The sequence below is a fragment of the Novosphingobium sp. Chol11 genome (assembly GCF_945870625.1).
Lineage (GTDB): Bacteria > Pseudomonadota > Alphaproteobacteria > Sphingomonadales > Sphingomonadaceae > Novosphingobium.
Map to the genome: position 1 here is coordinate 1 of NZ_CAMBTS010000052.1, position 19,202 is coordinate 19,202.

Sequence of the window (19,202 nt, forward strand, 5' to 3'; positions counted from 1 at the left end):
CTTGCCACCATCGAAATGCCGCGCGTCCACCCGCTGATCGCGCCGCTGGTCTATGCCGTGCCCGTGCAATTGCTGGCCTATCACGTGGCCGTGGCCAAGGGCACGGATGTCGATCAGCCGCGCAATCTGGCGAAGTCTGTGACGGTGGAGTGATGGCGATCAACGCGGCTGGCATGCTGGCGCTCAATCAGGCGCATGTGACGGAAACATCCCCGCTCGATTTGCCGGGCATGCAGGCGCTGATCGATCAGGCATTTTTTGTGGCGACGTGCGGGGCGGGCGGGGCGGAGGCGTTCCTGCTCGCGGTGGATCAGGATGCGGACTATTCCAGCCCGAATTTCCTGTGGTTCCGCGCGCGATATCCGCGCTTTGTCTATATCGACCGGGTGATCGTGGCGGCCAGCCAGCGCCAGCGCGGCTGGGGGCGGCGCTTTTATGCCGATCTATTCGCCCACGCGGGCCGGGCCGGGCACACGATGATCGCCTGCGAGGTGAACGCGGAGCCGCCCAATCCCGCTTCAGATGCGTTTCATACCGCGCTTGGCTTCGAAGCCGTCGGCACCGCAACGCTCGGCGGAGGCGCGAAGACGGTGCGCTATCTGGTGTACAATCTTGCTGCAAGCGCGGCGGCTGGCTGATCCAGCGAGATCAGTTGCCCAGCAAGCCGCCTAGCACGCCGCCAATCGCGCCCGCCGGATTGGCGCGTAGCTTGCTCTCTTCGCTGCCGATGTACCGGAAAATGCCGTTCATCGCCTGCTCGGTGACTGAACTGCCTAGCTTGTCGCGCCCGATCTTTGCGAGGCTGGCCATCGTCCCCGATTTGCCCAGCTTCGCCAGTGCCGAATAAGCGCCCACCCGGCCCAGCGCGCTATCGATCAGCGGGCGCATCTTGCCGCGCAGTTCATCTCCGGCGCTGGTGCGCAGATATTGCGTGGCGCCTTCGTTGTTGGTTGCGATCCCCGGAATGTCGGTGAGCGAAAGCTTGCTGATCGCTGTGCGGAATACTGGCTTGGCCACTTGCGCGGCCAACCCTGCAGCATTGTTGAGCTTGCGCACCAGCCCGTCGGCCAAGCCCATCTTCGCCCCTTGAGCCACCACTTGCCCCAGCACGCCGTCCGTGTTGCCAAGCGCGCCGCCGCTGCTTCCGAGCAGCCCGCCCAACTGGCCGCCCAAATCACCACCGAGCCCGCCGCCCAGATTTCCGATCAGCGGCAGACCGATGCGCACCGACGGATCGCTATAGAATGCGCCAGGAACCGCCAGTCTGGTCAGCGCCGTGTCAGAGGCCGAGGCGAGCAGTCCGCCGAGGCCTGACCCCAGCCCCGCGCCGAGCCCAGCCGCCCAGGCCTGCGCGCCAAACGGCGCTGTGGCGGCAGCGCCGGACGCGGCCAAAGCTGCAAGAAAGGTGCGCCGATCATATGCGTGTGCTTTGCCGTCCATCGCCTGCGGTTCCTCGCCCATTGGCCTTGCGCCGACAGTCACACGCCGCTGCGGCGGGATCAACGGTCGAACTTGCACAAAGCAAGCGATTTTACATCCTGCTTGCGGCTTGGCAGCGGAACTGATCCTGCCACCCATGCAAGATGGGCTGGGCAAGCCTTTAGCCGAACATGCTCTCCGGCGCTTCGAGCAGCGCTTTCAAAGTCTGAAGGAAGCGCGCGCCCGCAGCGCCGTCGATCGCGCGGTGATCGACCGAGAGGCTGAGCGCGATGCGGCTTTCAAACACGATGTCGCCATCATCGAGCTCGGCGGCTACGCGGCTCACCGCGCCGACGGCGAGGATCGCGCCTTGCGGCGGATTGATGATGGCGTCGAATTCCTCGATTCCGAACATGCCGAGATTGGAAATCGAGAATGTGCCGCCGTCCATGTCTTCGTAGCTCAGCCGACCCGCCTCGGCCTTGTCGATCAAGGCGCGGGTGGTGGCGGCGATCTGAGCGATATGCATGCGGTCTGCCTGCCGCACGATCGGGGTGACAAGGCCCTTGGGGCTCGCCACCGCAATGGCCACGTCGGCATGAGGGAAACTATGCACGGCGTCGCCATGCACCTGCACGTTGACATCCGGATGCCGCGCCAGCGCCATGCCGACCGCCTTGACGAGGTAGTCGTTGATCGAAGCCTTGGTGCCGAGCACGAGATTGGCGGTTTTGCGCAGGGCGATCAGTTCATCGACCCGCGCGGAGACGCGCAAATAAAAGTGCGGGATGGTCTGCTTGGCTTCGGTCAAGCGGCGCGCGACGATCTTGCGGACTTTGTCGAACGGCTGGATCGCGGGCTGATTGGCCACCAACTCAAACGGCGCGCCAAACGATACGGGAGCAGCAGCGGCAGGCGTAGCAAGCGTAGGCACGAGCGCCAGCACATCCGCCTTGGAAATGCGTCCGCGCGGGCCGGTGCCGGCAAGGCCCGCCAGATCGATGCCGTGGAGTGCGGCCAGCCTGCGGGCCAGCGGCGAGGCAAAGATGGCGGCGATTTCCTCCGGCAGCGGGGCGGTGCCGGCAGGGACGAGCACACGCGCAGGCTGCATCGCTTGCGCCACGTTCTGATAGGTGATCCGGCCATGGCGGCCGGATCCCTCGATGGCTTCGATATCCACGCCATTGGCCTCGGCCAGCTTGAGCGCTTCGGGGCTGATTGGGCGATTGGTCACGATCTTTTTGGGGGTCGCGGCAGGCGCCTGCGCCGCAGCGGCAGCAACCGGTTCAGGAGCAGCTTCGGGCGCGCTGGCCGCGCTCGGATCGCCGGTTTCGGCCGGGACAAACCCGGCGATGAAGGCGTCGATCTCGGCGTCGGTGGCGGCGGCATCGGCAAACACCGCAAGCAGCGCGCCGACCGGCAACACATCTTCACCGGCAGGGGCGAGCACGCGCTTGGCCACGGCGTCGTATTCGGCTTCAACCTCGTTGGTGATCTTGGCGGTTTCGATCAGGCAGAGGGTCTGCCCCTTGGCGAAAGCCTCGCCTTCCTTGATCATCCACTCGGCAATCGTGCCCTCAGTCATTTCGATGCCCCACTTGGGCATGCAGAACGGGCGGATATCGGCCATGACGCGGCTCCTCAGCGGAAGCTCAGAACCTTGCGCACTGCCGCTTCGATCTTTTCGACCGAGGGCAGGTACGCCGATTCAAGCTCTCGCGCGAACGGGACGGGGGTGTGCGGCGGGTTCACGCCGAGCGGCGGGGCCTTGAGGCTGGCAAAGGCCTTTTCCGCCACGGTGGCGCAGATGTCCGACGCCATGCTGCACCGGGGCGGCGCTTCATCGACGACGACCAGACGGCCGGTGACTTCGACCGAATCGAGGATCGCCTCTTCGTCGATCGGGCTGGTGGTGCGCAGATCGATCACATCGCAGCCGATGCCCTCGGCGGCGAGCATGTCCGCCACTTTTTCGCATCGGCCCAGCAGCAGGCCGGTCGAGACGATGGTCACATCCCCGCCTGCGCGCGAAAGGCGCGCATGGCCGAAGGGGATGACATAATCGAGGTCTTCGGAGACTTCGCCGCTCGAACCGTAAAGCGCCTTGTGTTCAAGGAAGATTACCGGATCATCATCGCGGATGGCCTGGCGCAGCAGGCCTTTGACGTCGTTCGGCGTGGTCGGCATCACCACTTTGAGGCCGGGCATGCCGGTCAGGATCTGATGCACCGCCTGGCTATGCTGCGCAGCGGCGTTGAAGCCTGCGCCGTAAGCCATGCGGATCACCGCCGGGCACTTGGTCTTGCCGCCAAACATATAGCGAAACTTGGCCATCTGGTTCCAGATCTGATCGAGGCTGACCCCGATGAAATCGGCAAACATCAACTCGGCCACCGGGCGTTTGCCCGCGAGCGCAAGGCCCGCCGCCGCGCCCATGATCGCGCTTTCCGAAATCGGCGTATCGATCACGCGGTTTGCGCCGAATTTGCCGAACAGCCCGATCGAGGTCGACCAGATTCCGCCGATTGCCTCCGGACCGCCAGCCGTGCCCATGCCGCCCACGATATCCTCGCCGAGCACGACAACATTGGGATCGCGCGTCATTTCCTCGACGATCGTCGAGAGAATGGCTTCGCGGTACATCATCTTGACCATTGCTTGCTCCCCGCGCTCAGTAGCTGATGTAAACGTCGGTGAGGACGTCTGCGGCCGTGGGCCGGTCGGCGGCTTTGGCTTTGATGACGGCGTCTTCGATCTGCTGCAGCACTTCGGCATCGAGCGCATCGAGGTCGGCGTCTGTCAGCAGACCTGCGCCGGTCACGCTCATGCGGAAGCGCTTCAGGCAATCGCGGGTTTCGCGAATCCGGTCGAGCTCGCCCGGGCCGCGATAGCGCTGCGGATCGCCTTCGAAGTGGCCGAAGAAGCGCTCGGTATCAAATTCGACCGCCGCCGGGCCGTGGCCTGCGCGGACATATTCGAGCACTTCGCGCATGGTTTCATCGACCGAGAAGAAATCGGTGCCATCGCCGCGCCAGATTTTCATGCCGAACGCTTCGGCGCGACTGGCGATGTCGTTGTTGGTGCCCACTGCGTATTCAAAGCCGGTGTGCTCGGAATAGTGGTTGTTTTCGAAGATGAAGATCGCAGGGGCGTTGGTCACCACGGCAAAGTTCATCGCCTCGAACGTGGTGCCCTGGTTGCACGCGCCGTCGCCCGAAAACGCGATGGCGACATGGCCCAGCCCGTCGATCTTCGCCGAAAGCGCCGCGCCCACTGCAATGGGTGCGCCCGCGCCGACGATGCCGTTCGCGCCCATCATGCCCTTGTCGACATCGGCGATGTGCATCGAGCCGCCCTTGCCCTTGCACAGCCCTTCGCGGCTGCCCCAGATCTCGGCCATCATGCCGTTCACGTCGCAGCCTTTGGCGAGGCAGTGCCCATGGCCGCGATGCGTCGAAACGATCTTGTCGTCGCTGGTGAGATTTTCGCACACGCCGACCGCGACCGCTTCCTGGCCGCAATAGAGATGGGTGAACCCGGCGATGCCGCCGGTCTGGATATCGATATGCAGGCGTTCCTCGAACTCGCGGATCACCTTCATTTGACGATAGGCGCGTAATAGCGCCTCACGGCTCAGCTGCATCGTTGCTCCCTGCCTGTGGTCGAGCCGGTTTGGGCTGGTTGCCACAAACCGTCCGGGCTTGATTCCGATTTAACCGCTTAAGCGCCATTGGCGAGAGTTTTCCGACTCTGCAAAACGCTAGGTCTGTCAAATTGCTCAGGCTTCGCGCGCCTTGATCCAGCCGATCCCCCGGCGCAGCAGCTCGTAGAACACCGGCAGGTCCCACGCGCAACGATCCACCGTGGGCCACCATTCGAGCATCGGCTGCAGATCATAGTGACCGCGGCAATGGCCCAGCGTGTTGTAGAGCACCGCGCCCGCGCCGTGGTTCTTGATATAAAACACCGGATATGTGCCCGGCGCATCGGCGGCCTCGACAAAGCCGGTGCCTTCCGCCGTGCACTCGGTTTCGAGCAGCACGTGCAAGTCGCCGTGTGTTTCGAGGTGGTAAAGCTCGTCGGTGGTCTCGAACGCTTCGATGCCCTCGGTCAGCGGATGGGCCGGATCGGCAACCGTGACCATATAAGGCTCGATCGCCGGGTGCGAGATGAACTGGCTGCCCAGCAGGTCCATCATCAGCGGGGCCCAGCGCGGCGCGTCCCATTTGCCGGCATTGGGCCCGCTGGTCAGCATGCGCAGCACCGAATTGGTGCCATGGAGCGCATACCAGCGCCCGCCCTTGGTCAGCCATGCCCGCAAGGCTTCCTGCGCCTTGAGCGAAGGGGTGACATCGCAGGTATAGGAAATGAGAATGTCAGCCTTGCTCAACGCTTCGAGGTTTTCATAATCCTCGAATACGCGCGTGCGCACGCGCTCGTCCTCGCTCAAGAGCTTGAGCAGCTCAAGCCGGGCAAAGTCGATATCGTGCCACACCCCGCCTGCGATAAGCACGCAATTGATGCGCGGCGGCTTGGTTTCAGTCTCGCTCATTTGGCTCCTCCGAGTTCGCCGCTCAGATACTTGTCGAGCGTCTGGTGAAACTGCCTAATCCGGATTTCCTGATAGTCGCCGAGATTGACCTGGCCCGTCTTCGAGTGGTGGAGCCCCTGCTGGACATAGGGCAGATTGTCCATGTCCTGATTGAACACATCGCCCAGCACGCCGATTTCGGGCGCGTCGCTCCATTTCTGATCGGGGCCAAGCAGGTGCATCGGCACGCTGCGCGGCATCGGCTCGCCCTTTTTCACGCGCGCCAGAATGCGCACTTCCATCAGGCAGGTATCGGGCGTGGTTCCGGGCCGCCAGCGATAGACGATGTTGGGCATGAAGCCGCCCCACGGCGCAAAGTTTGGAAACACGTTGTAGACCAGCGCATCGAGCAGTTCGGCGTCGGTCGCATCGCTATGGTCATAGCCGGTCTGCGCGGTGTAGCCCTCGCGCATGGCGGCACCAAGCGCCTCGCGCGCGGTCATGCCGTCGGGCACGGTCACTGCAAAAGGATCGCCGCCGCCCTCATAATTGTCGCCCGAGCGGCCGTTGTATTTCACAAACTCGTCGACGATCCACTGCTGCGGCTGGCCATTGCCATCGACATGCGGCGACATCACCCCGAACGGCACCAGATTGACGTTCACATTGTCGCCCCAGGTCCAATAGGCGCTGTTGCTGTCGCCGGTGAAGGGCAGCAACTGCGGGTGCGTGACCACGGTGTGCCACGCTTCCATGAACGCTTCGGCGGTTACCTTCCAGTTGGCGGGCACCTCTTTGGCGACCCAGACCACCGTGGTACATTCCTCATGCCGCCAGCGCTTGAAAAATTCGGGGATCGGCGCGAGGAATTCTTCCAGGCTCGGCCCGCCGCGTTCTTCACGCAGGAAGATATACCCGCCCCAGCGGCCCACTTCGGCCTCGGGCAGGGTCATCTTGTCCTTTTGAATGTGCGGGAAATCCCACGAGCAGGGCATCGTGTCGAAGCTGCCGTCCTTGTGCCAGGTGAAGCCGTGGAACGGGCAGGTGAACTTGTCGGCCGCGCCGTCCTCGGTGCGCAGCTTGCGCCCCCGGTGGAGGCAGACATTGTGCATAGCGCGCACAGAGCCATCGTCCTGACGGCTGATGAGATAGGATCGACCCGCGTTTTCGTAGACGATGAAATCGCCGGGCTCGGGCAGGTCTTCCTCGCGCGCGGCGAATTGCCACACATAGGGCCACATCTTCTCGCGCTCGGCCTGCGCAAACGCCTCGCTGGTATAGCGCTCGGCGGCAATCGGTTCGGAGCCGAGATACTGATAGCTTTCCTGCGTCAAGATTTCCGGAACAGGCCGCGAATCCGCCGCCATGAGATCATTCCAGCTGGTGCCGGCGCAGCGCGCCATGCCGCCGCCCAGAGTTGGATCACTTTCAGCCATTGCCATCCCATCCTTCGTTCAAGGTTTATCCCGCGCTTATAACGCCAAGATCGGCACTGCCGCGACCGCTCTTTTGGTCAGGTAAAGCACGCCGCCCTATCCAAAGCACAAGTTGCATGCGGCGCGGGCTGTCTCCACTCCTATAAGCGCTAAAAAACGCGGCAATCCCGCGCGCAGGAGAGAAATGTGAGCACGAGACTCGAAGGCAAAGTGGCGCTGGTGACGGGCGGAACCAGCGGGATCGGCGCAGCGGCGGTGCGGCGGCTGGTGGCCGAAGGCGCGCGCGTGGTGTTCACCGGATCAAAAGCGGAAGCGGCAGCGGCGCTTTGCGCGGAAACCGGGGCAACTTTTGAGGCGCACCGGGTGCAGGATGACGCCGCCTGGCCCGCGCTGATGGAGTCCGTTCTGGCGGCGCATGGCCGGCTCGATATCGCCTTTGCCAATGCCGGCACGGAAAGCGGCGATGCCAGCATCGAGGATGTGACGATGGCGGGCTGGGACAATGTGGTGGCGGTCAACCAGACCGGCGTGATGCTGACGGTGCAGCATGCGATTCTGGCGATGAAGCGCAATCCCGAAGGGCCGGCAGGCTCGATCGTGATCAATTCATCGATGAACGCAGTGCGGCCGCTGGGCAATTATGTCGCCTATTCGATGACCAAGGCTGCGGTCTGCGCGCTGGCGCGTTCGGCGGCGGTGCACTGCGCTGGCGCGGGCTACAAGATCCGCGTCAACGCGATCCTGCCCGGCGTGGTGGAAACCGAGATGATCCGTTCGGTGATGAATTCGCAAGCTGATCCGGCAGCAGCACGGGCAATGTTCGAAGGCATGGCGCCGATGAAGCGCATGGCGCAGCTCCATGAAATCGCCGGTCTGGTGGCCTATCTCGCTTCGGACGAAGCGGCGTTTATCTCGGGCAGCGAATATGCCATCGATGGCGCCACGACAGCGGGGATGATGGGGGTTTAGATCTTGCCCGCTGGCCGGATCAGCGCGGCGATTTTGGCTTCGCGTTCATAGCGTGTGGCATCGAGGATCTTGGCCCCGGCCATCAGCACCGCAAGCGAGGCGGCCACGAACAGCAACTTGCCGGGAAAGCCTGGGTACTGCGTGAGATAATGCGCGCCGCGTTCCGTGCCGCCCAGCGCCAGCGCGTAGATCACCGCGAAAGCTTCGAAGCGGTTTTTGATCACGAACAGGCGGCCTAGCTTGCGCAGCATTTGTCATTTCCTCTGGTCAAGGATGCTCCGCAACCTTCGTGCCAACCGCGCAAAGGCGGCCCACGGAAAGGTTAACGGCGCATACCCTGTAAAGCTGGGCGACAAACGGACCGAAGGCAATCGTTAATCATGCCGCGGTCTCACCCAAGCTGGGACAAGTTCAGCGCGCCAAGCAGCGCCGCACGGGCATTCTGAACCGAGGCGGCAAGCGCTGGGCTGCCGATATCGGCCGGATCGATCTGCTCCGGCCAATGCGCGGCAATCGCGGCCTCGGTCGCGTCGGCGCCCGCTTCGCTTAGCAGGAAGCGCGGATCGACGGTGGCGGGATCGGCGACCACGCGCAGCCGCAGGCAGGCCGGGCCGCCGCCATTGGCCATTGATTGGCGCACATCAACCGGAAGCACACGGCGGATCGGCCCGTTGGCGGCGAGCATGCCATCAAGGAAGCGGCGCACGGCGGAATGCTCCCACGCCTCCAGCGGAATGACGAGTGCCATCTCGCCGCCGGGCAACGTGATGAGCTGTGCGTTGAACAGATAGCTGGCGATGGCATCGGCAAGGCTGACCGCGCTGGTCGGCACCACCACGATCTCGGCCTCGGGCAGCGCGGCGCGGATGGCGGCATAAGCGCCATCGGGATCGGCAAAGGCCTCTTCATGCGTAAACAGCACGCGCTCGTTGGCCACCGCGACGACATCGTTGTGGAAAGCGCCGGCGGCGATGGCAGCAGGCGATTGCTCGATAAACAGGCTGCGCACGGGCGCGAGGCCGTGGACCCGGGCGACGGCGCGGCTGGCCTGCTCGTGCTGGCGCGCGGGAAATGCGCCGCCGGGCCGGCCATAGACGAAGATCTCCAGGCCCGGCGCGGCGTGGTGCGCCGCCATGCGCATGTGGTTGGCCGCGCCTTCATCGCCAAAGCAGGGCGGCACCGCATCGTGCACCGCAAAGTGCGCCGCATCGGCAAAGGCGAGGCGCAATTGGCGCACTGTATCGACCCATTCCTGCGACCGGTGCGGCATTGTCACGAGATTGGCCGCGGTCAGATGGCAGCGCCCGTCGGCCGTATCGGGCGCGGGCGAGACGGTTGCGGCATTGGCGGTCCACATCGCGGATGCCGACCAAGCCGCTGCGTGCAACCGCGTTTCAGCTTCGTCTGCGGGCGCGCGGTCTGCCAATCCAAGCGCTGCGAGCAGCGCTGGATTGGGGCGCGGCAGCGGGCAAAAAAAGCCCTGCGGCAGGCCTAGCGCCAGATTGTGGCGCATCTTGGCAAGGCCCTGCAGTGCGGCGGCGCGCGGATAGGAAACTTGGCCGCCATGCTTCGATGAGGCGAGATTGCCGAGGCTCAGCCCCGCATAGTTATGGCTGGGGCCGACGATGCCGTCGAAATTGATCTCGACCAGTGTCATTGGTTTTCTCCGCTCGAAAACGTGCTCAGCGCGCCGCGTGCCAGATCGTATCGCCCTCGCGCACGTCCAGATTGGCCGCAGCCACCGGATCGATCGCCAGCGCATCGCCATCTGCGGCAATCTCGGCAAAGCAGCAGCGAAAGTCGTTCAGCTTGCCGGTGGCCACCAGTGCACGGCTGGCAGGGCCTGTGCCAGCGCCTGCGCCTTTTGGCGCGCGAACCTGCGAAACCGCGACTTCCCGCGCCTCGGCAATCGAGCGCACGCGGTCGGTGCGCGCGGTCATTGTCGGGCCGCCGTCAAAGATATCGACATAGCCCTCGGCGGCAAAGCCTTCTTCTTCGAGCATGCGCATCGCGGCGCGGCCATTGGGATGGGGCATGCCGATGACCGAGCGCGCCGCCTCGGGCAACATGGCGACATAAACCGGATGCTTGGGCATCAGATCGGCGATGAACTGGTGCCCGTTGATCGCGTTGAAATAGTCAGCCTCCTGGAAATTCATCCCGAAAAAGCGCCCGGCCACCCCGTCCCAGAACGGCGATCCGCCGCGCTCGTCGATGATCCCGCGCAATTCGGCCAGAATGCGATCGGCAAAGCGTTTGCGGTGCATGGCGATAAACAGATAGCGGCTGCGCGCCAGCAACATGCCAAGGCCGCCCGCGCGCTCCGACGGGTGGAGAAACAGCCCGCCGACCTCGCTCGATCCTTCAAGATCGGTCACCAGATTGAGCATTTCGGCGCGGAACGTGCGGTTCAGCTCTTTCGAGTGCTGGGTCAACGTCGCGATGCGATAGGAATAGAACGGCCAATGCTGCCCGATCCGGGTAAAGATCTGCGAGGTGCCGCGCACTTCGCCGGTTTCGACGTTTTCGAGCACCAGCACGAACAGCTCATCGCGAAGGTCCTTGGGGTCGCCGTCCAGCGGGTTGCCAAATGCGGCGGCGGCGCGCTCGAGCTTGGCACGAAGCGCCTTCTTGTCAGGCGGCAAGTTGGTGAACCCGCCGCCGGTCAGCTTGGCCATTTCATACAGATGCTGCAAATCCTGCGCTTTTGCGGCGCGAATACGATGAGTCACCGGGCTTATTCCCCTCCAGAAAGACGGTGCAGCACCAGCGCCGAGAGCGCGGCGCGCTCGGCCAGCGAGGGCACGATCATGAATTCCTGCGGCGAATGGATCGCGCCGCCGCGCACGCCCATCGTATCGACCACCGGCACACCGAGCGCGGCGATGTTGTTGCCATCGCAAACCCCGCCCGAATTTTGCCAGCGGATCTGTTGGCCCAGCGCCGCGCCGCATTGCTTGACAAGGCCGAACAGCTCCTCCGCCGCCGGGGTCAGCGGCTTGGGCGGGCGGCTGATCCCGCCGTGGAGATGGATGGAGACCTCGTGCGTCGCTTCGATTTCATGCAATAGCACCGGGATAGCAGCGAGGTAGCGCGCCGCATCGGCATCGGTGCGCGGGCGAATGTTGAAACGCAGCACCGCATGATCGGGCACGACATTGTTGGCGCTGCCCCCGTCGATCCGCGCCGGATTGATCGGCAGGTCATCCGATTGCAGCGCCTTCAGCCGCAGCGCCAGATCGGCGGCGGCGACCAGCGCATTGCGGCCATCGCCCGGATTGCGCCCGGCATGCGCCGAACGGCCGGTGATGATCGCCGAATAGTTCCCGCTGCCGCCGCGCGCGCCTGCCAAAGTGCCATCGGGGAGCGCCGAGGGTTCGTACGTCAGCGCCGCCGCCTTGCCCGCCGCCAGCCGCGCGATCAGCGGGGCGGAGGAGAGGCTGCCGGTTTCCTCATCGGAATTGATTATAACGTCATAGCCGACCGAGGCCGCCACCGGGCTTTTCTCAAACGCGGCGAGCGCGGCGAGCATCACCGCGATCCCGCCCTTCATGTCGGCGGTTCCCGGCCCGTTCAGCGTTTCCTCATCGAGCCAGCTCACTGTCTGGAACGGGTGATCGGAGGGGAACACGGTGTCCATATGCCCGGTCAGCAGATAGCGCCGCGCGGCACCGAGGCGCACCTGGAGCACGACATGCCGCCCATGCTGCAAGTCTGCCGCCGCGCCATCGGGCGCAATCGCCGCAACCGGCGCGGGCGCTTCCAGCGAGACATCGCCCGGCAGCGCCGCGCAAGCATCCGCCAGCAGTTGCGCCTGTTCGGCAAGGCCGGCCAGATTGCGCGTGCCGGTGTTGATCGGGCACCATTCCAGCACCTGCGCGAGCATCGCGGCGCTATCTAACCCTGCGATCAGGGCACGTTCGGTGGGGGAAAGCTGGGACATGCCGAAGTGCCTTAGCCTGCCCCGGTCCCGGGGTGAACCCCCGGCCCGCAGATCGGCCCGATTGCCAAGCGGATTGGCTTGCGTCATAGGCGGCGCGTTCGGAAACACCCCAGCAAGACGATGGAACCGAGAGACATGAACGCACATATTGCCAAGGCCGGTCTGCAAGTCGACGCTGCTCTCGCACGCTTCATCGACCATGATGTGCTGCCCCCGCTGGGCATGGCGCCAGAGGCATTCTGGGCCGGGTTTTCCGCGCTTACCGAACGCCTCGCGCCAGTGAACCGCGCGCTGCTGGCCAAGCGTGACGCGCTTCAGACGCAGATCGATGCCTGGCATACCGAGCGCAAGGGCAAGGCCATCGATCCGGCCGAATACCGCGCGTTCCTGAGCGAGATCGGCTATCTGGTGCCCGAGCCTGCGCCGTTCACCATCGGCACGCAGAATGTGGACCGCGAGATCGCGTTGATGGCCGGGCCGCAGCTGGTGGTGCCGGTGCTCAACGACCGGTTCGTGCTCAATGCCGCCAATGCGCGCTGGGGCAGCCTTTATGACGCGTGGTACGGCACCGATGCGCTCGATGCGCCTGCTGCGCTGCCCGGCGGTTATGATCAGGCGCGCGGCGCTGCTGTGATCAAGGCTGGCCGTGCCTTCCTCGACACCGCGCTGCCGCTGGCGGGGATGAGCTGGGCCGACTGGGACGGCGCGGGCACCCCGCCGCTGGCCGATCCGGCGGCGTTCATCGCGGCGAAGCCCGGCGGCATGCTGTTTGCGCACAACGGCCTCCACATCGAACTGGTGATCGATCCCGCGCACCCGGTGGGCCAGACCGACAAGGCAGGCCTTGCCGATATCGTGCTGGAAAGCGCGCTTACCGCCATTGTCGATCTCGAAGACTCGATCGCGGCGGTCGATGCCGAGGACAAGCTGCTCGCCTATCGCAACTGGCTGGGCCTGATGCGCGGCGATCTGGTCGCCAGCTTCCAGAAGGGCGGCAAGACCATGACCCGCGCGCTCGACGGCGACCGGGAATGGCCGCTGGCCGATGGCACCACGCTCACCCTGCCGGGCCGCAGCGTGCTGTTCGTGCGCAATGTCGGCCATCTGATGACCAACCCGGCGATCCTGCTGGCGGACGGCAGCGAAATTCCCGAAGGCATCATGGACGCCGCGATCACCTCGGCCATCGGCATGCACGATCTCAAGCGGCTGGGCGCGCTCACCAACAGCCGCGCCGGATCGATCTACATCGTCAAGCCCAAGATGCACGGGCCGGAAGAAGCGGCGTTCACCAACGACCTGTTCGCCGCGGTCGAAGACCTGCTGGGCCTCGCCCGCAACACCGTCAAAGTCGGCGTGATGGACGAAGAGCGGCGCACCTCGGCCAATCTCGGCGCCTGCATCGCCGCGGTGAAGGACCGCATCTGCTTTATCAATACCGGCTTCCTCGACCGGACCGGCGATGAAATCCACACCTCGATGCAGGCCGGCCCGATGATCCGCAAGGGCGCGATGAAGGCGTCGGGCTGGATCGCGGCCTACGAAAAGCGCAACGTCTGCATCGGTCTCGCCGATGGCCTTTCGGGCCGCGCGCAGATCGGCAAGGGCATGTGGGCCGCGCCCGACATGATGCACGACATGATGGCGCAGAAAATCGCCCACCCGCGCACCGGGGCCAACACCGCCTGGGTACCATCGCCCACCGCCGCCACGCTCCACGCGATGCACTACCACGCGGTCGATGTGTTCGCCGTGCAAGCGCAAGTGCGCGCCGAAACCACCCCCGGCCTCGATGCCCTGCTCGCCATCCCCTTGGCCGAAGGCACCAACTGGTCCGAAGCCGAAGTGCAGGAAGAACTCGACAACAACGCGCAAGGCCTGCTCGGCTATGTCGTGCGCTGGATCGACCATGGCGTCGGCTGCTCCAAAGTGCCCGACATCAACGACGTGGGCCTGATGGAAGACCGCGCCACCTTGCGCATCTCCAGCCAGCACATCGCCAACTGGCTGCTCCACGGCGTGTGCAGCGAAGCCCAAGTCATGGCCTCGCTGCAACGCATGGCCGCGAAAGTGGACGCGCAAAACGCCGGCGATCCGCTGTACGAACCGATGGCCGGCAACTGGGACACCAGCTACGCCTTCCGCGCCGCCTGCGACCTCGTGTTCAAAGGCACCGCGCAGCCCAGCGGTTATACCGAACCGCTGCTGCACGCGTGGCGGGCAAAGAAGAAGGCGGCTTTGGCGGCGGGTTAAGGGCCTCCGGCGGGCAAGGGCTGTTGCCCTTGCATCCCGGGAATGGGAGCCAAAGCCCCTCCCCTGAAGGGGAGGGAGGAAGTCCGCTTATCGCTGTGCCTCGCAATAAAGTTGACAGAGTTGACACTGTGTCAACTTTTGTTTTGGCGTTTAAATAGCTGAAATTGTTATTGAAAATGGTGCAGAAGCGCAAAGGTGACACTTTGCGCCTGAGAACGTTTGCGGGATCGACGATGACAAAGAGCGCGGCTGCGGAGCCTGCGCTGGCTTATGCCAGATTGCGGTGATGTAGGAAAATTTTCGCTTTCGGGCTGGGGGCGCTGATCGGCAACTCTTGAAAGAGTGCACTAACGTTGTACCCCAATGACGTATTTCACAGACACCAATGATGTACTTGATGATGTTTCGCTGGCAAATTTTCCAGCTTAGCCAATTGTAAAAAGTGCGCGTCGATATCCTAATTCATGAAGGCGAGCGCGGTAGCGTCCAGTTTCCGCAAAAACGGCTGGTGAATTGTTCCAAAATTCGGAGAGTGCGCGTTCAGCCTCGATCCGTGAGCCGCTGAACGACTGCTTCCGCACGATATGTCCAGCTTCTTGTGACCAAAGAGTCAACCGGAAGAATGTCACCAAACAAGCCCTCATCGAAAAAAAGGTCTTAATATTTTATATAGTGAGATAAAAATAAGTAAATAAACTATAAACTGTCAAAAGCAATACGCCATATGCCATTCAAGAAAATCTTTATTTAGGTCAAACCGACATGACGGCAGCAAATTAGACCCGTCATATTTGCTAAAATATTCTCGTGTCGTTAAATTTTCATTCTCTAATATATTACGCGCTACGCGGACTTTAAGATTTTGGTCCACGGAGATTAAACCGCTGTCAAACGCACGGTCAAATGTCCCTGATAGTAGCAGGCCGTTTGCAGGATTGTGTCGGTTCTCAATATCTTTTGCCCAAGGACGGATATGGCTCGCAACCAGCAGTCGGGGTTCGGAGATGCCTGTGATGCAGCATTGCTCCTCAAAGTTTGCCATCACCGCACGGCGGAAGAATCCTTGACCGATCCTCTGATTTACAATGACTTGGCTAGTCGAGGCGCCTTCATAAGTTCGAAAGTTGAATTTCGGCTCTTTGACCTTATCGTCATCAGTTGAAAGTTCTGGCGGTTCGAGAGCGATTCGATTGTTCCAAAGCTCAGAAGCTTGAAATACAAGAGCATTCCAATCCTGAGAAAATTTGGCGTAAACTTGACGATCTAGTTTTGACGCCCCATCTAATCCTTTTCGCCCACTTTCAGTGATCTTTGGGTCAAGGCTCGCAAAATTACAAAGCTTCATAGCGACTGAATTACTGGACCGATTAATTGCCGCCGCTAACTGTATTATTTCAGGATTTTTGGAATGCAATTTTCCAAATGGCAATTGTAAATATAAATATAGAGAAAGCAGCGTTTCCTCTTCGGTCCAGCGGCGTCGAGGCTCTGTGTTATCGCTCATTAACCAAGTCTGGCTGATCCAACTTCAGCGTGCAAGAGCTTCGACCAGAAATGTTCTTGACCCATGACGCCTGAGCCAACGGCGGGCTTCTACCGCACCATGGGCGTCGAGGCATTTGTCCGACGTTTCGGGTATCCAGACACGCGTGGACGTGAGGCGCGCCTGAACTTTGGCGGCATCTACCGGTATGGCGCATTGCCAAATGCGAGGACGAAATGCGCTGTCTTCGTTGAGGGATTTGATCCGGCAACGGGCAAGATCGATGACATCAATGGCGGCATCTATTTGCGCCATGCTGGGGGTGACGATGCCGCTGTCTGGACCATTCGCGGCATGATGGCGCACTGGAACCGCAAGCATACTCAGGCCGTATATGTCCCTTCGATGTTCAGCAATCCGCCCCCAGAATACCAGTATGGCTAACCTGTCCTGATTTGTGAGCAGACTGACTTTATTCTGTTTCTAAAGGCTTTTGTCGCGGGCAAAGTCTACTACGATCCCGGCATCAAACTGGTTGAGCAAACTGGGACTGCGGTGATGAAGTCGCGGAGCCAGTTTCGCATCAAGCATTCGCACTTGTCTGAACTCTACCATTCACATGAGATCGTAGATTTGAGAACGGCTTGAGTCATCTGACACCCACCAGGACCTAAGTGATCCTCTAGGTGGTTGGGGATGCAAGGGCCGATGGCCCTTGCCCGCCGGAGGCTAACGCTATGCAGCAACCTTCCATCCGCCGCTGTCCTGCTCAAGCGTAATGCGGGCGTCGCTTTCCTCGAGGTCGGAATCGACCAGTCGCTCGATCATGTCGCGGATATGGGCGTTGCCTTCGTTCAGTTCGCGGTAGATCGCGCGGATGAAGCGGTCCGCGATCTTCGGCTGGCCGCCGCGTTTTTCCCATAGGGCGACCGTCTGCGCCTCGTTGCCGAGCATGGTGGCGAGCTTTGCTTGGCTCAGGCTCATTTCCTGCCGCAGGAAGCGCAGTTCCGCGCCGGTCAGCTTGCCGCCCTTGTTGACGATGCCATGCGCGATAGCGCGGTGCAGGCCCTCCAGATCATGGATGGCGATGCCCGGTCCATAGGGGGTTTCGTGCTCATCGAAGCCGTTCGCCAGCCAGACATTGCGCAGGCCGCATTCCCGATAATGATACATGCTTGCCTCCTCAGAAAACGGTGATGACGATGGCCCGCTTCGGAACATCGATCGCCACCGCTACGTCCAAATCCTTGCCCGCGACACGGTGCGTCACAGTCATTTTCCAATTCCCGTGCATGTCCAGCGCCACCGGCTCGCTCACGATCCCGCGTTGCAGGCAAGTCAGAACCTGCACCGGAGAAACCTTGCGCTGGCGCATGCGCTGCCGGGCGTGATGCGTGAAGATCACTTGAGCACTGTCCTGCGCAATCTCGCGAAGGAGCTTCAGCGCCGTGGCGTCGTTCATCCGCAGGGGGACAGGCTCTGCCATAACCTATAATTATTATAGGTTGGTTGATTTTGCAAGGGGGAAGACTGGTTAGTGGGATGGGCGGCCTGATTGGTATAGGCTCCCCGGAAGCTTCAATCCTCCCTCGAAAGGCCAAACCCGTGATGAAGTGGGATCTCTCCAGCAAGGTTGTGCAGGTGGCGTATGTCGTGCCGGATCTGGAGGAGGCGTGCGGGGCGTTTCATCGGCTTTACGGGATTGGGCCGTTTGTGGGCGGCGAAGGGGTGCGGACGTTGGAGGAGCATGTCTATCGCGAGGAGGCGGCGGCGCCGATTGCGTTTCGGGGGGTGTTTGTTCAGTCGGGCGATCTGAACATCGAGCTGATCGAGCTGGTATCGACCACGGACAGCGCGTTTCACGATATGGCGCGGGGCATGGCGGGGCCGTTTGTGCATCACGTGGCGATGTTTTGTGAGGATTATGCGGGCACGCGCGATGCGTATGTGGCCAAGGGATTTGCGGTGGCGAGTGCGTTCAAGACCGGGTTTGGCGCGGAGATCTGCTACATCGATGCGCGCGCGGCGACGGGGCATATGCTGGAGCTTTATCCCGAAGATGCGACGATCCGGGCGATGTACCGCGCGACGGTGGCGGCGGCGCGGGCTTGGGATGGGCGCGAGCTGATCATTCCGTGGGACCGGGCGATGGCGTTGTTGGCTGAGGGGTGAGGTTGGGTTTCCCCTCCACCACCCTTCGGGCGGTCCCCCTCCCCATTTGTGCTGCGCAAAAATGGGGAGGAATTAGGGGGTCAATGCCCGCGCGATGGCGACGAAATCGGCGACTTCCAGCGTTTCGGCACGGCGTTGGGGGTCTATGTTCAGGGCTTCGAGGGCGTCGAGCGCGCCGGGGAGGCCTTTGAGCGACTGGCGGAGCATCTTGCGGCGTTGGCCGAAGGCGGCTTCGGTGACGCGTTCGAGCATGCGGGCGGAGACGCCTGTGGGCATCTCTGTGGGTTCTACGTGGATAATCGCCGACATGACTTTGGGGGCGGGGGTGAAGGCGCTGCGGTGCACTTTCATGGCGATGCGCGGGGCCGCGCGCCACTGGGCGAGGACGGCGAGGCGGCCGTAGGCGTCGCTGCCGGGGGCGGCGATGATGCGCTCGGCCACTTCCTGCTGAAACATCAGGGTGAGGCTGCGCCATGGCGGCGGCCAGCTCTGGCCGGAGAGCCAGCCGACGAAGAGCGCGGTGCCGACGTTGTAGGGCAGATTGGCGGCGACGTGCCACGGCGTGTCGAACAGCGTTTCGGGCGCGATCTTGGTGGCGTCGCCCTCGATCACGGTGAGCTGGCCGGGAAAAGCTTCGGCAAGATCGGCGAGCGCGGGGAGGCAGCGGCGGTCCATTTCGATGGCGGTGACGCGCGCGCCGCTCCGCAAGAGCGCGCGGGTGAGGCCGCCGGGGCCGGGGCCGATTTCGAGCACCGGCTGGTCTTTGAGATCGCCCGGGATCGCGGCGATGCGGGCGAGGAGCTGCTCGTCGAACAGAAAGTTCTGCCCCAGCGCTTTGGTGGCGATGAGGCCGTAGCGCTGGGCGACTTCGCGCAGCGGGGGCAGTTGCGTCATCCGGTGGTGAGCCTGCGTGCCGCGCATTCGCCCGCCATGCGGATCGCGGCGATGGTCGCGCCGGGGCGGGCGGTGCCGGTGCCGGCGATGCCGAAGGCGGTG

Annotated in this window: 18 protein-coding genes and 2 pseudogenes; 5 read left to right on the plus strand and 15 right to left on the minus strand. The window is 62.8% G+C overall.

Features of this window, described 5'->3' with window-relative positions; genetic code table 11:
* The first annotated feature begins 152 nt into the window (after window positions 1-152).
* On the plus strand, window positions 153-638 hold the full coding sequence (locus Q0O40_RS09685; RefSeq protein ID WP_295529101.1) for a GNAT family N-acetyltransferase: 486 nt from the start codon (window positions 153-155) through the stop codon (window positions 636-638).
* A gap of 10 nt (window positions 639-648) precedes the next feature.
* Here Q0O40_RS09685 and Q0O40_RS09690 read toward each other — a convergent pair whose 3' ends face one another.
* From Q0O40_RS09690 to Q0O40_RS09715, 6 genes are all read right to left on the minus strand, one after another.
* Window positions 649-1,461, minus strand: coding sequence for a DUF4197 domain-containing protein (locus Q0O40_RS09690; protein ID WP_295529103.1), 813 nt, complete (start codon window positions 1,459-1,461; stop codon window positions 649-651).
* 139 nt (window positions 1,462-1,600) lie between these two features.
* The gene (locus Q0O40_RS09695; protein WP_295529104.1) at window positions 1,601-3,049 is read right to left on the minus strand and encodes a dihydrolipoamide acetyltransferase family protein; all 1,449 of its coding nucleotides are present in this window, start codon (window positions 3,047-3,049) and stop codon (window positions 1,601-1,603) included.
* Between the two features lie 11 nt (window positions 3,050-3,060).
* Entirely contained in the window at window positions 3,061-4,074 is a 1,014-nt protein-coding gene (locus Q0O40_RS09700) for an alpha-ketoacid dehydrogenase subunit beta (RefSeq protein WP_295529106.1), read from the minus strand.
* Between the two features lie 16 nt (window positions 4,075-4,090).
* A complete protein-coding gene (locus Q0O40_RS09705; protein WP_295529108.1) occupies window positions 4,091-5,062 on the minus strand; it encodes a thiamine pyrophosphate-dependent dehydrogenase E1 component subunit alpha in 972 nt (323 codons plus the stop codon).
* Window positions 5,063-5,197: 135 nt separating this feature from the next.
* The gene (locus Q0O40_RS09710) at window positions 5,198-5,971 is read right to left on the minus strand and encodes a ThuA domain-containing protein (protein WP_295529110.1); all 774 of its coding nucleotides are present in this window, start codon (window positions 5,969-5,971) and stop codon (window positions 5,198-5,200) included.
* Window positions 5,968-7,386 (minus strand): aromatic ring-hydroxylating dioxygenase subunit alpha, encoded by a 1,419-nt coding sequence (locus Q0O40_RS09715; RefSeq protein WP_295529112.1) that lies wholly within the window; start codon window positions 7,384-7,386, stop codon window positions 5,968-5,970. The genes Q0O40_RS09710 and Q0O40_RS09715 overlap by 4 nt, the downstream gene beginning before the upstream one ends.
* A 186-nt stretch (window positions 7,387-7,572) precedes the next feature.
* Between Q0O40_RS09715 and Q0O40_RS09720 the strand changes: the two genes are divergently transcribed.
* Entirely contained in the window at window positions 7,573-8,355 is a 783-nt protein-coding gene (locus Q0O40_RS09720; RefSeq protein ID WP_295529114.1) for an SDR family oxidoreductase, read from the plus strand.
* Here the strand turns inward: Q0O40_RS09720 and Q0O40_RS09725 are convergent.
* The 4 genes from Q0O40_RS09725 to Q0O40_RS09740 all read right to left on the minus strand — a co-directional run bounded on the left by Q0O40_RS09725 (window position 8,352) and on the right by Q0O40_RS09740 (window position 12,298).
* Complete coding sequence (locus Q0O40_RS09725) at window positions 8,352-8,606, minus strand: hypothetical protein (RefSeq protein WP_295529116.1); 255 nt, start codon at window positions 8,604-8,606, stop codon at window positions 8,352-8,354. The genes Q0O40_RS09720 and Q0O40_RS09725 overlap by 4 nt on opposite strands.
* 140 nt (window positions 8,607-8,746) lie before the next feature.
* Window positions 8,747-10,012 carry an N-succinylarginine dihydrolase gene (locus tag Q0O40_RS09730; RefSeq protein WP_295529118.1) on the minus strand — a complete coding sequence of 422 codons (1,266 nt, stop codon included), beginning with the start codon at window positions 10,010-10,012 and terminating at the stop codon, window positions 8,747-8,749.
* A gap of 25 nt (window positions 10,013-10,037) precedes the next feature.
* Window positions 10,038-11,087: an arginine N-succinyltransferase gene (locus Q0O40_RS09735; protein WP_295529120.1), complete on the minus strand. Its 1,050-nt coding sequence runs from the start codon at window positions 11,085-11,087 to the stop codon at window positions 10,038-10,040.
* A gap of 5 nt (window positions 11,088-11,092) precedes the next feature.
* Complete coding sequence (locus Q0O40_RS09740) at window positions 11,093-12,298, minus strand: hydrolase (protein WP_295529122.1); 1,206 nt, start codon at window positions 12,296-12,298, stop codon at window positions 11,093-11,095.
* A 135-nt stretch (window positions 12,299-12,433) separates the two neighbouring features.
* Between Q0O40_RS09740 and Q0O40_RS09745 the strand changes: the two genes are divergently transcribed.
* Window positions 12,434-14,551: a malate synthase G gene (locus Q0O40_RS09745; RefSeq protein ID WP_295529124.1), complete on the plus strand. Its 2,118-nt coding sequence runs from the start codon at window positions 12,434-12,436 to the stop codon at window positions 14,549-14,551.
* A gap of 706 nt (window positions 14,552-15,257) precedes the next feature.
* On the opposite strand, the gene Q0O40_RS09750 is transcribed toward Q0O40_RS09745, so the two are convergent.
* Window positions 15,258-16,055, minus strand: coding sequence for an HNH endonuclease (locus tag Q0O40_RS09750; RefSeq protein WP_295529126.1), 798 nt, complete (start codon window positions 16,053-16,055; stop codon window positions 15,258-15,260).
* A 63-nt stretch (window positions 16,056-16,118) separates the two neighbouring features.
* On the opposite strand from Q0O40_RS09750, the pseudogene Q0O40_RS09755 reads away from it, so the two are divergent.
* Window positions 16,119-16,682, plus strand: a pseudogene (locus tag Q0O40_RS09755) (MvaI/BcnI family restriction endonuclease).
* 87 nt (window positions 16,683-16,769) lie between these two features.
* Here the strand turns inward: Q0O40_RS09755 and Q0O40_RS09760 are convergent.
* Together Q0O40_RS09760 and Q0O40_RS09765 are read right to left on the minus strand one after the other, a co-directional pair.
* Window positions 16,770-17,207 (minus strand): hypothetical protein, encoded by a 438-nt coding sequence (locus Q0O40_RS09760; protein WP_295529128.1) that lies wholly within the window; start codon window positions 17,205-17,207, stop codon window positions 16,770-16,772.
* Between the two features lie 10 nt (window positions 17,208-17,217).
* The gene (locus tag Q0O40_RS09765; protein ID WP_295529130.1) at window positions 17,218-17,520 is read right to left on the minus strand and encodes a DUF4258 domain-containing protein; all 303 of its coding nucleotides are present in this window, start codon (window positions 17,518-17,520) and stop codon (window positions 17,218-17,220) included.
* Window positions 17,521-17,642: 122 nt separating this feature from the next.
* On the opposite strand from Q0O40_RS09765, the gene Q0O40_RS09770 reads away from it, so the two are divergent.
* On the plus strand, window positions 17,643-18,206 hold the full coding sequence (locus Q0O40_RS09770) for a VOC family protein (RefSeq protein WP_295529132.1): 564 nt from the start codon (window positions 17,643-17,645) through the stop codon (window positions 18,204-18,206).
* A 72-nt stretch (window positions 18,207-18,278) separates the two neighbouring features.
* On the opposite strand, the gene rsmA is transcribed toward Q0O40_RS09770, so the two are convergent.
* Window positions 18,279-19,100: a 16S rRNA (adenine(1518)-N(6)/adenine(1519)-N(6))-dimethyltransferase RsmA gene (rsmA, locus tag Q0O40_RS09775; protein ID WP_295529134.1), complete on the minus strand. Its 822-nt coding sequence runs from the start codon at window positions 19,098-19,100 to the stop codon at window positions 18,279-18,281.
* Window positions 19,097-19,202 (minus strand): annotated as a pseudogene (pdxA, locus tag Q0O40_RS09780) (4-hydroxythreonine-4-phosphate dehydrogenase); the annotation flags it as partial. The gene rsmA and the pseudogene pdxA, both read right to left, overlap by 4 nt.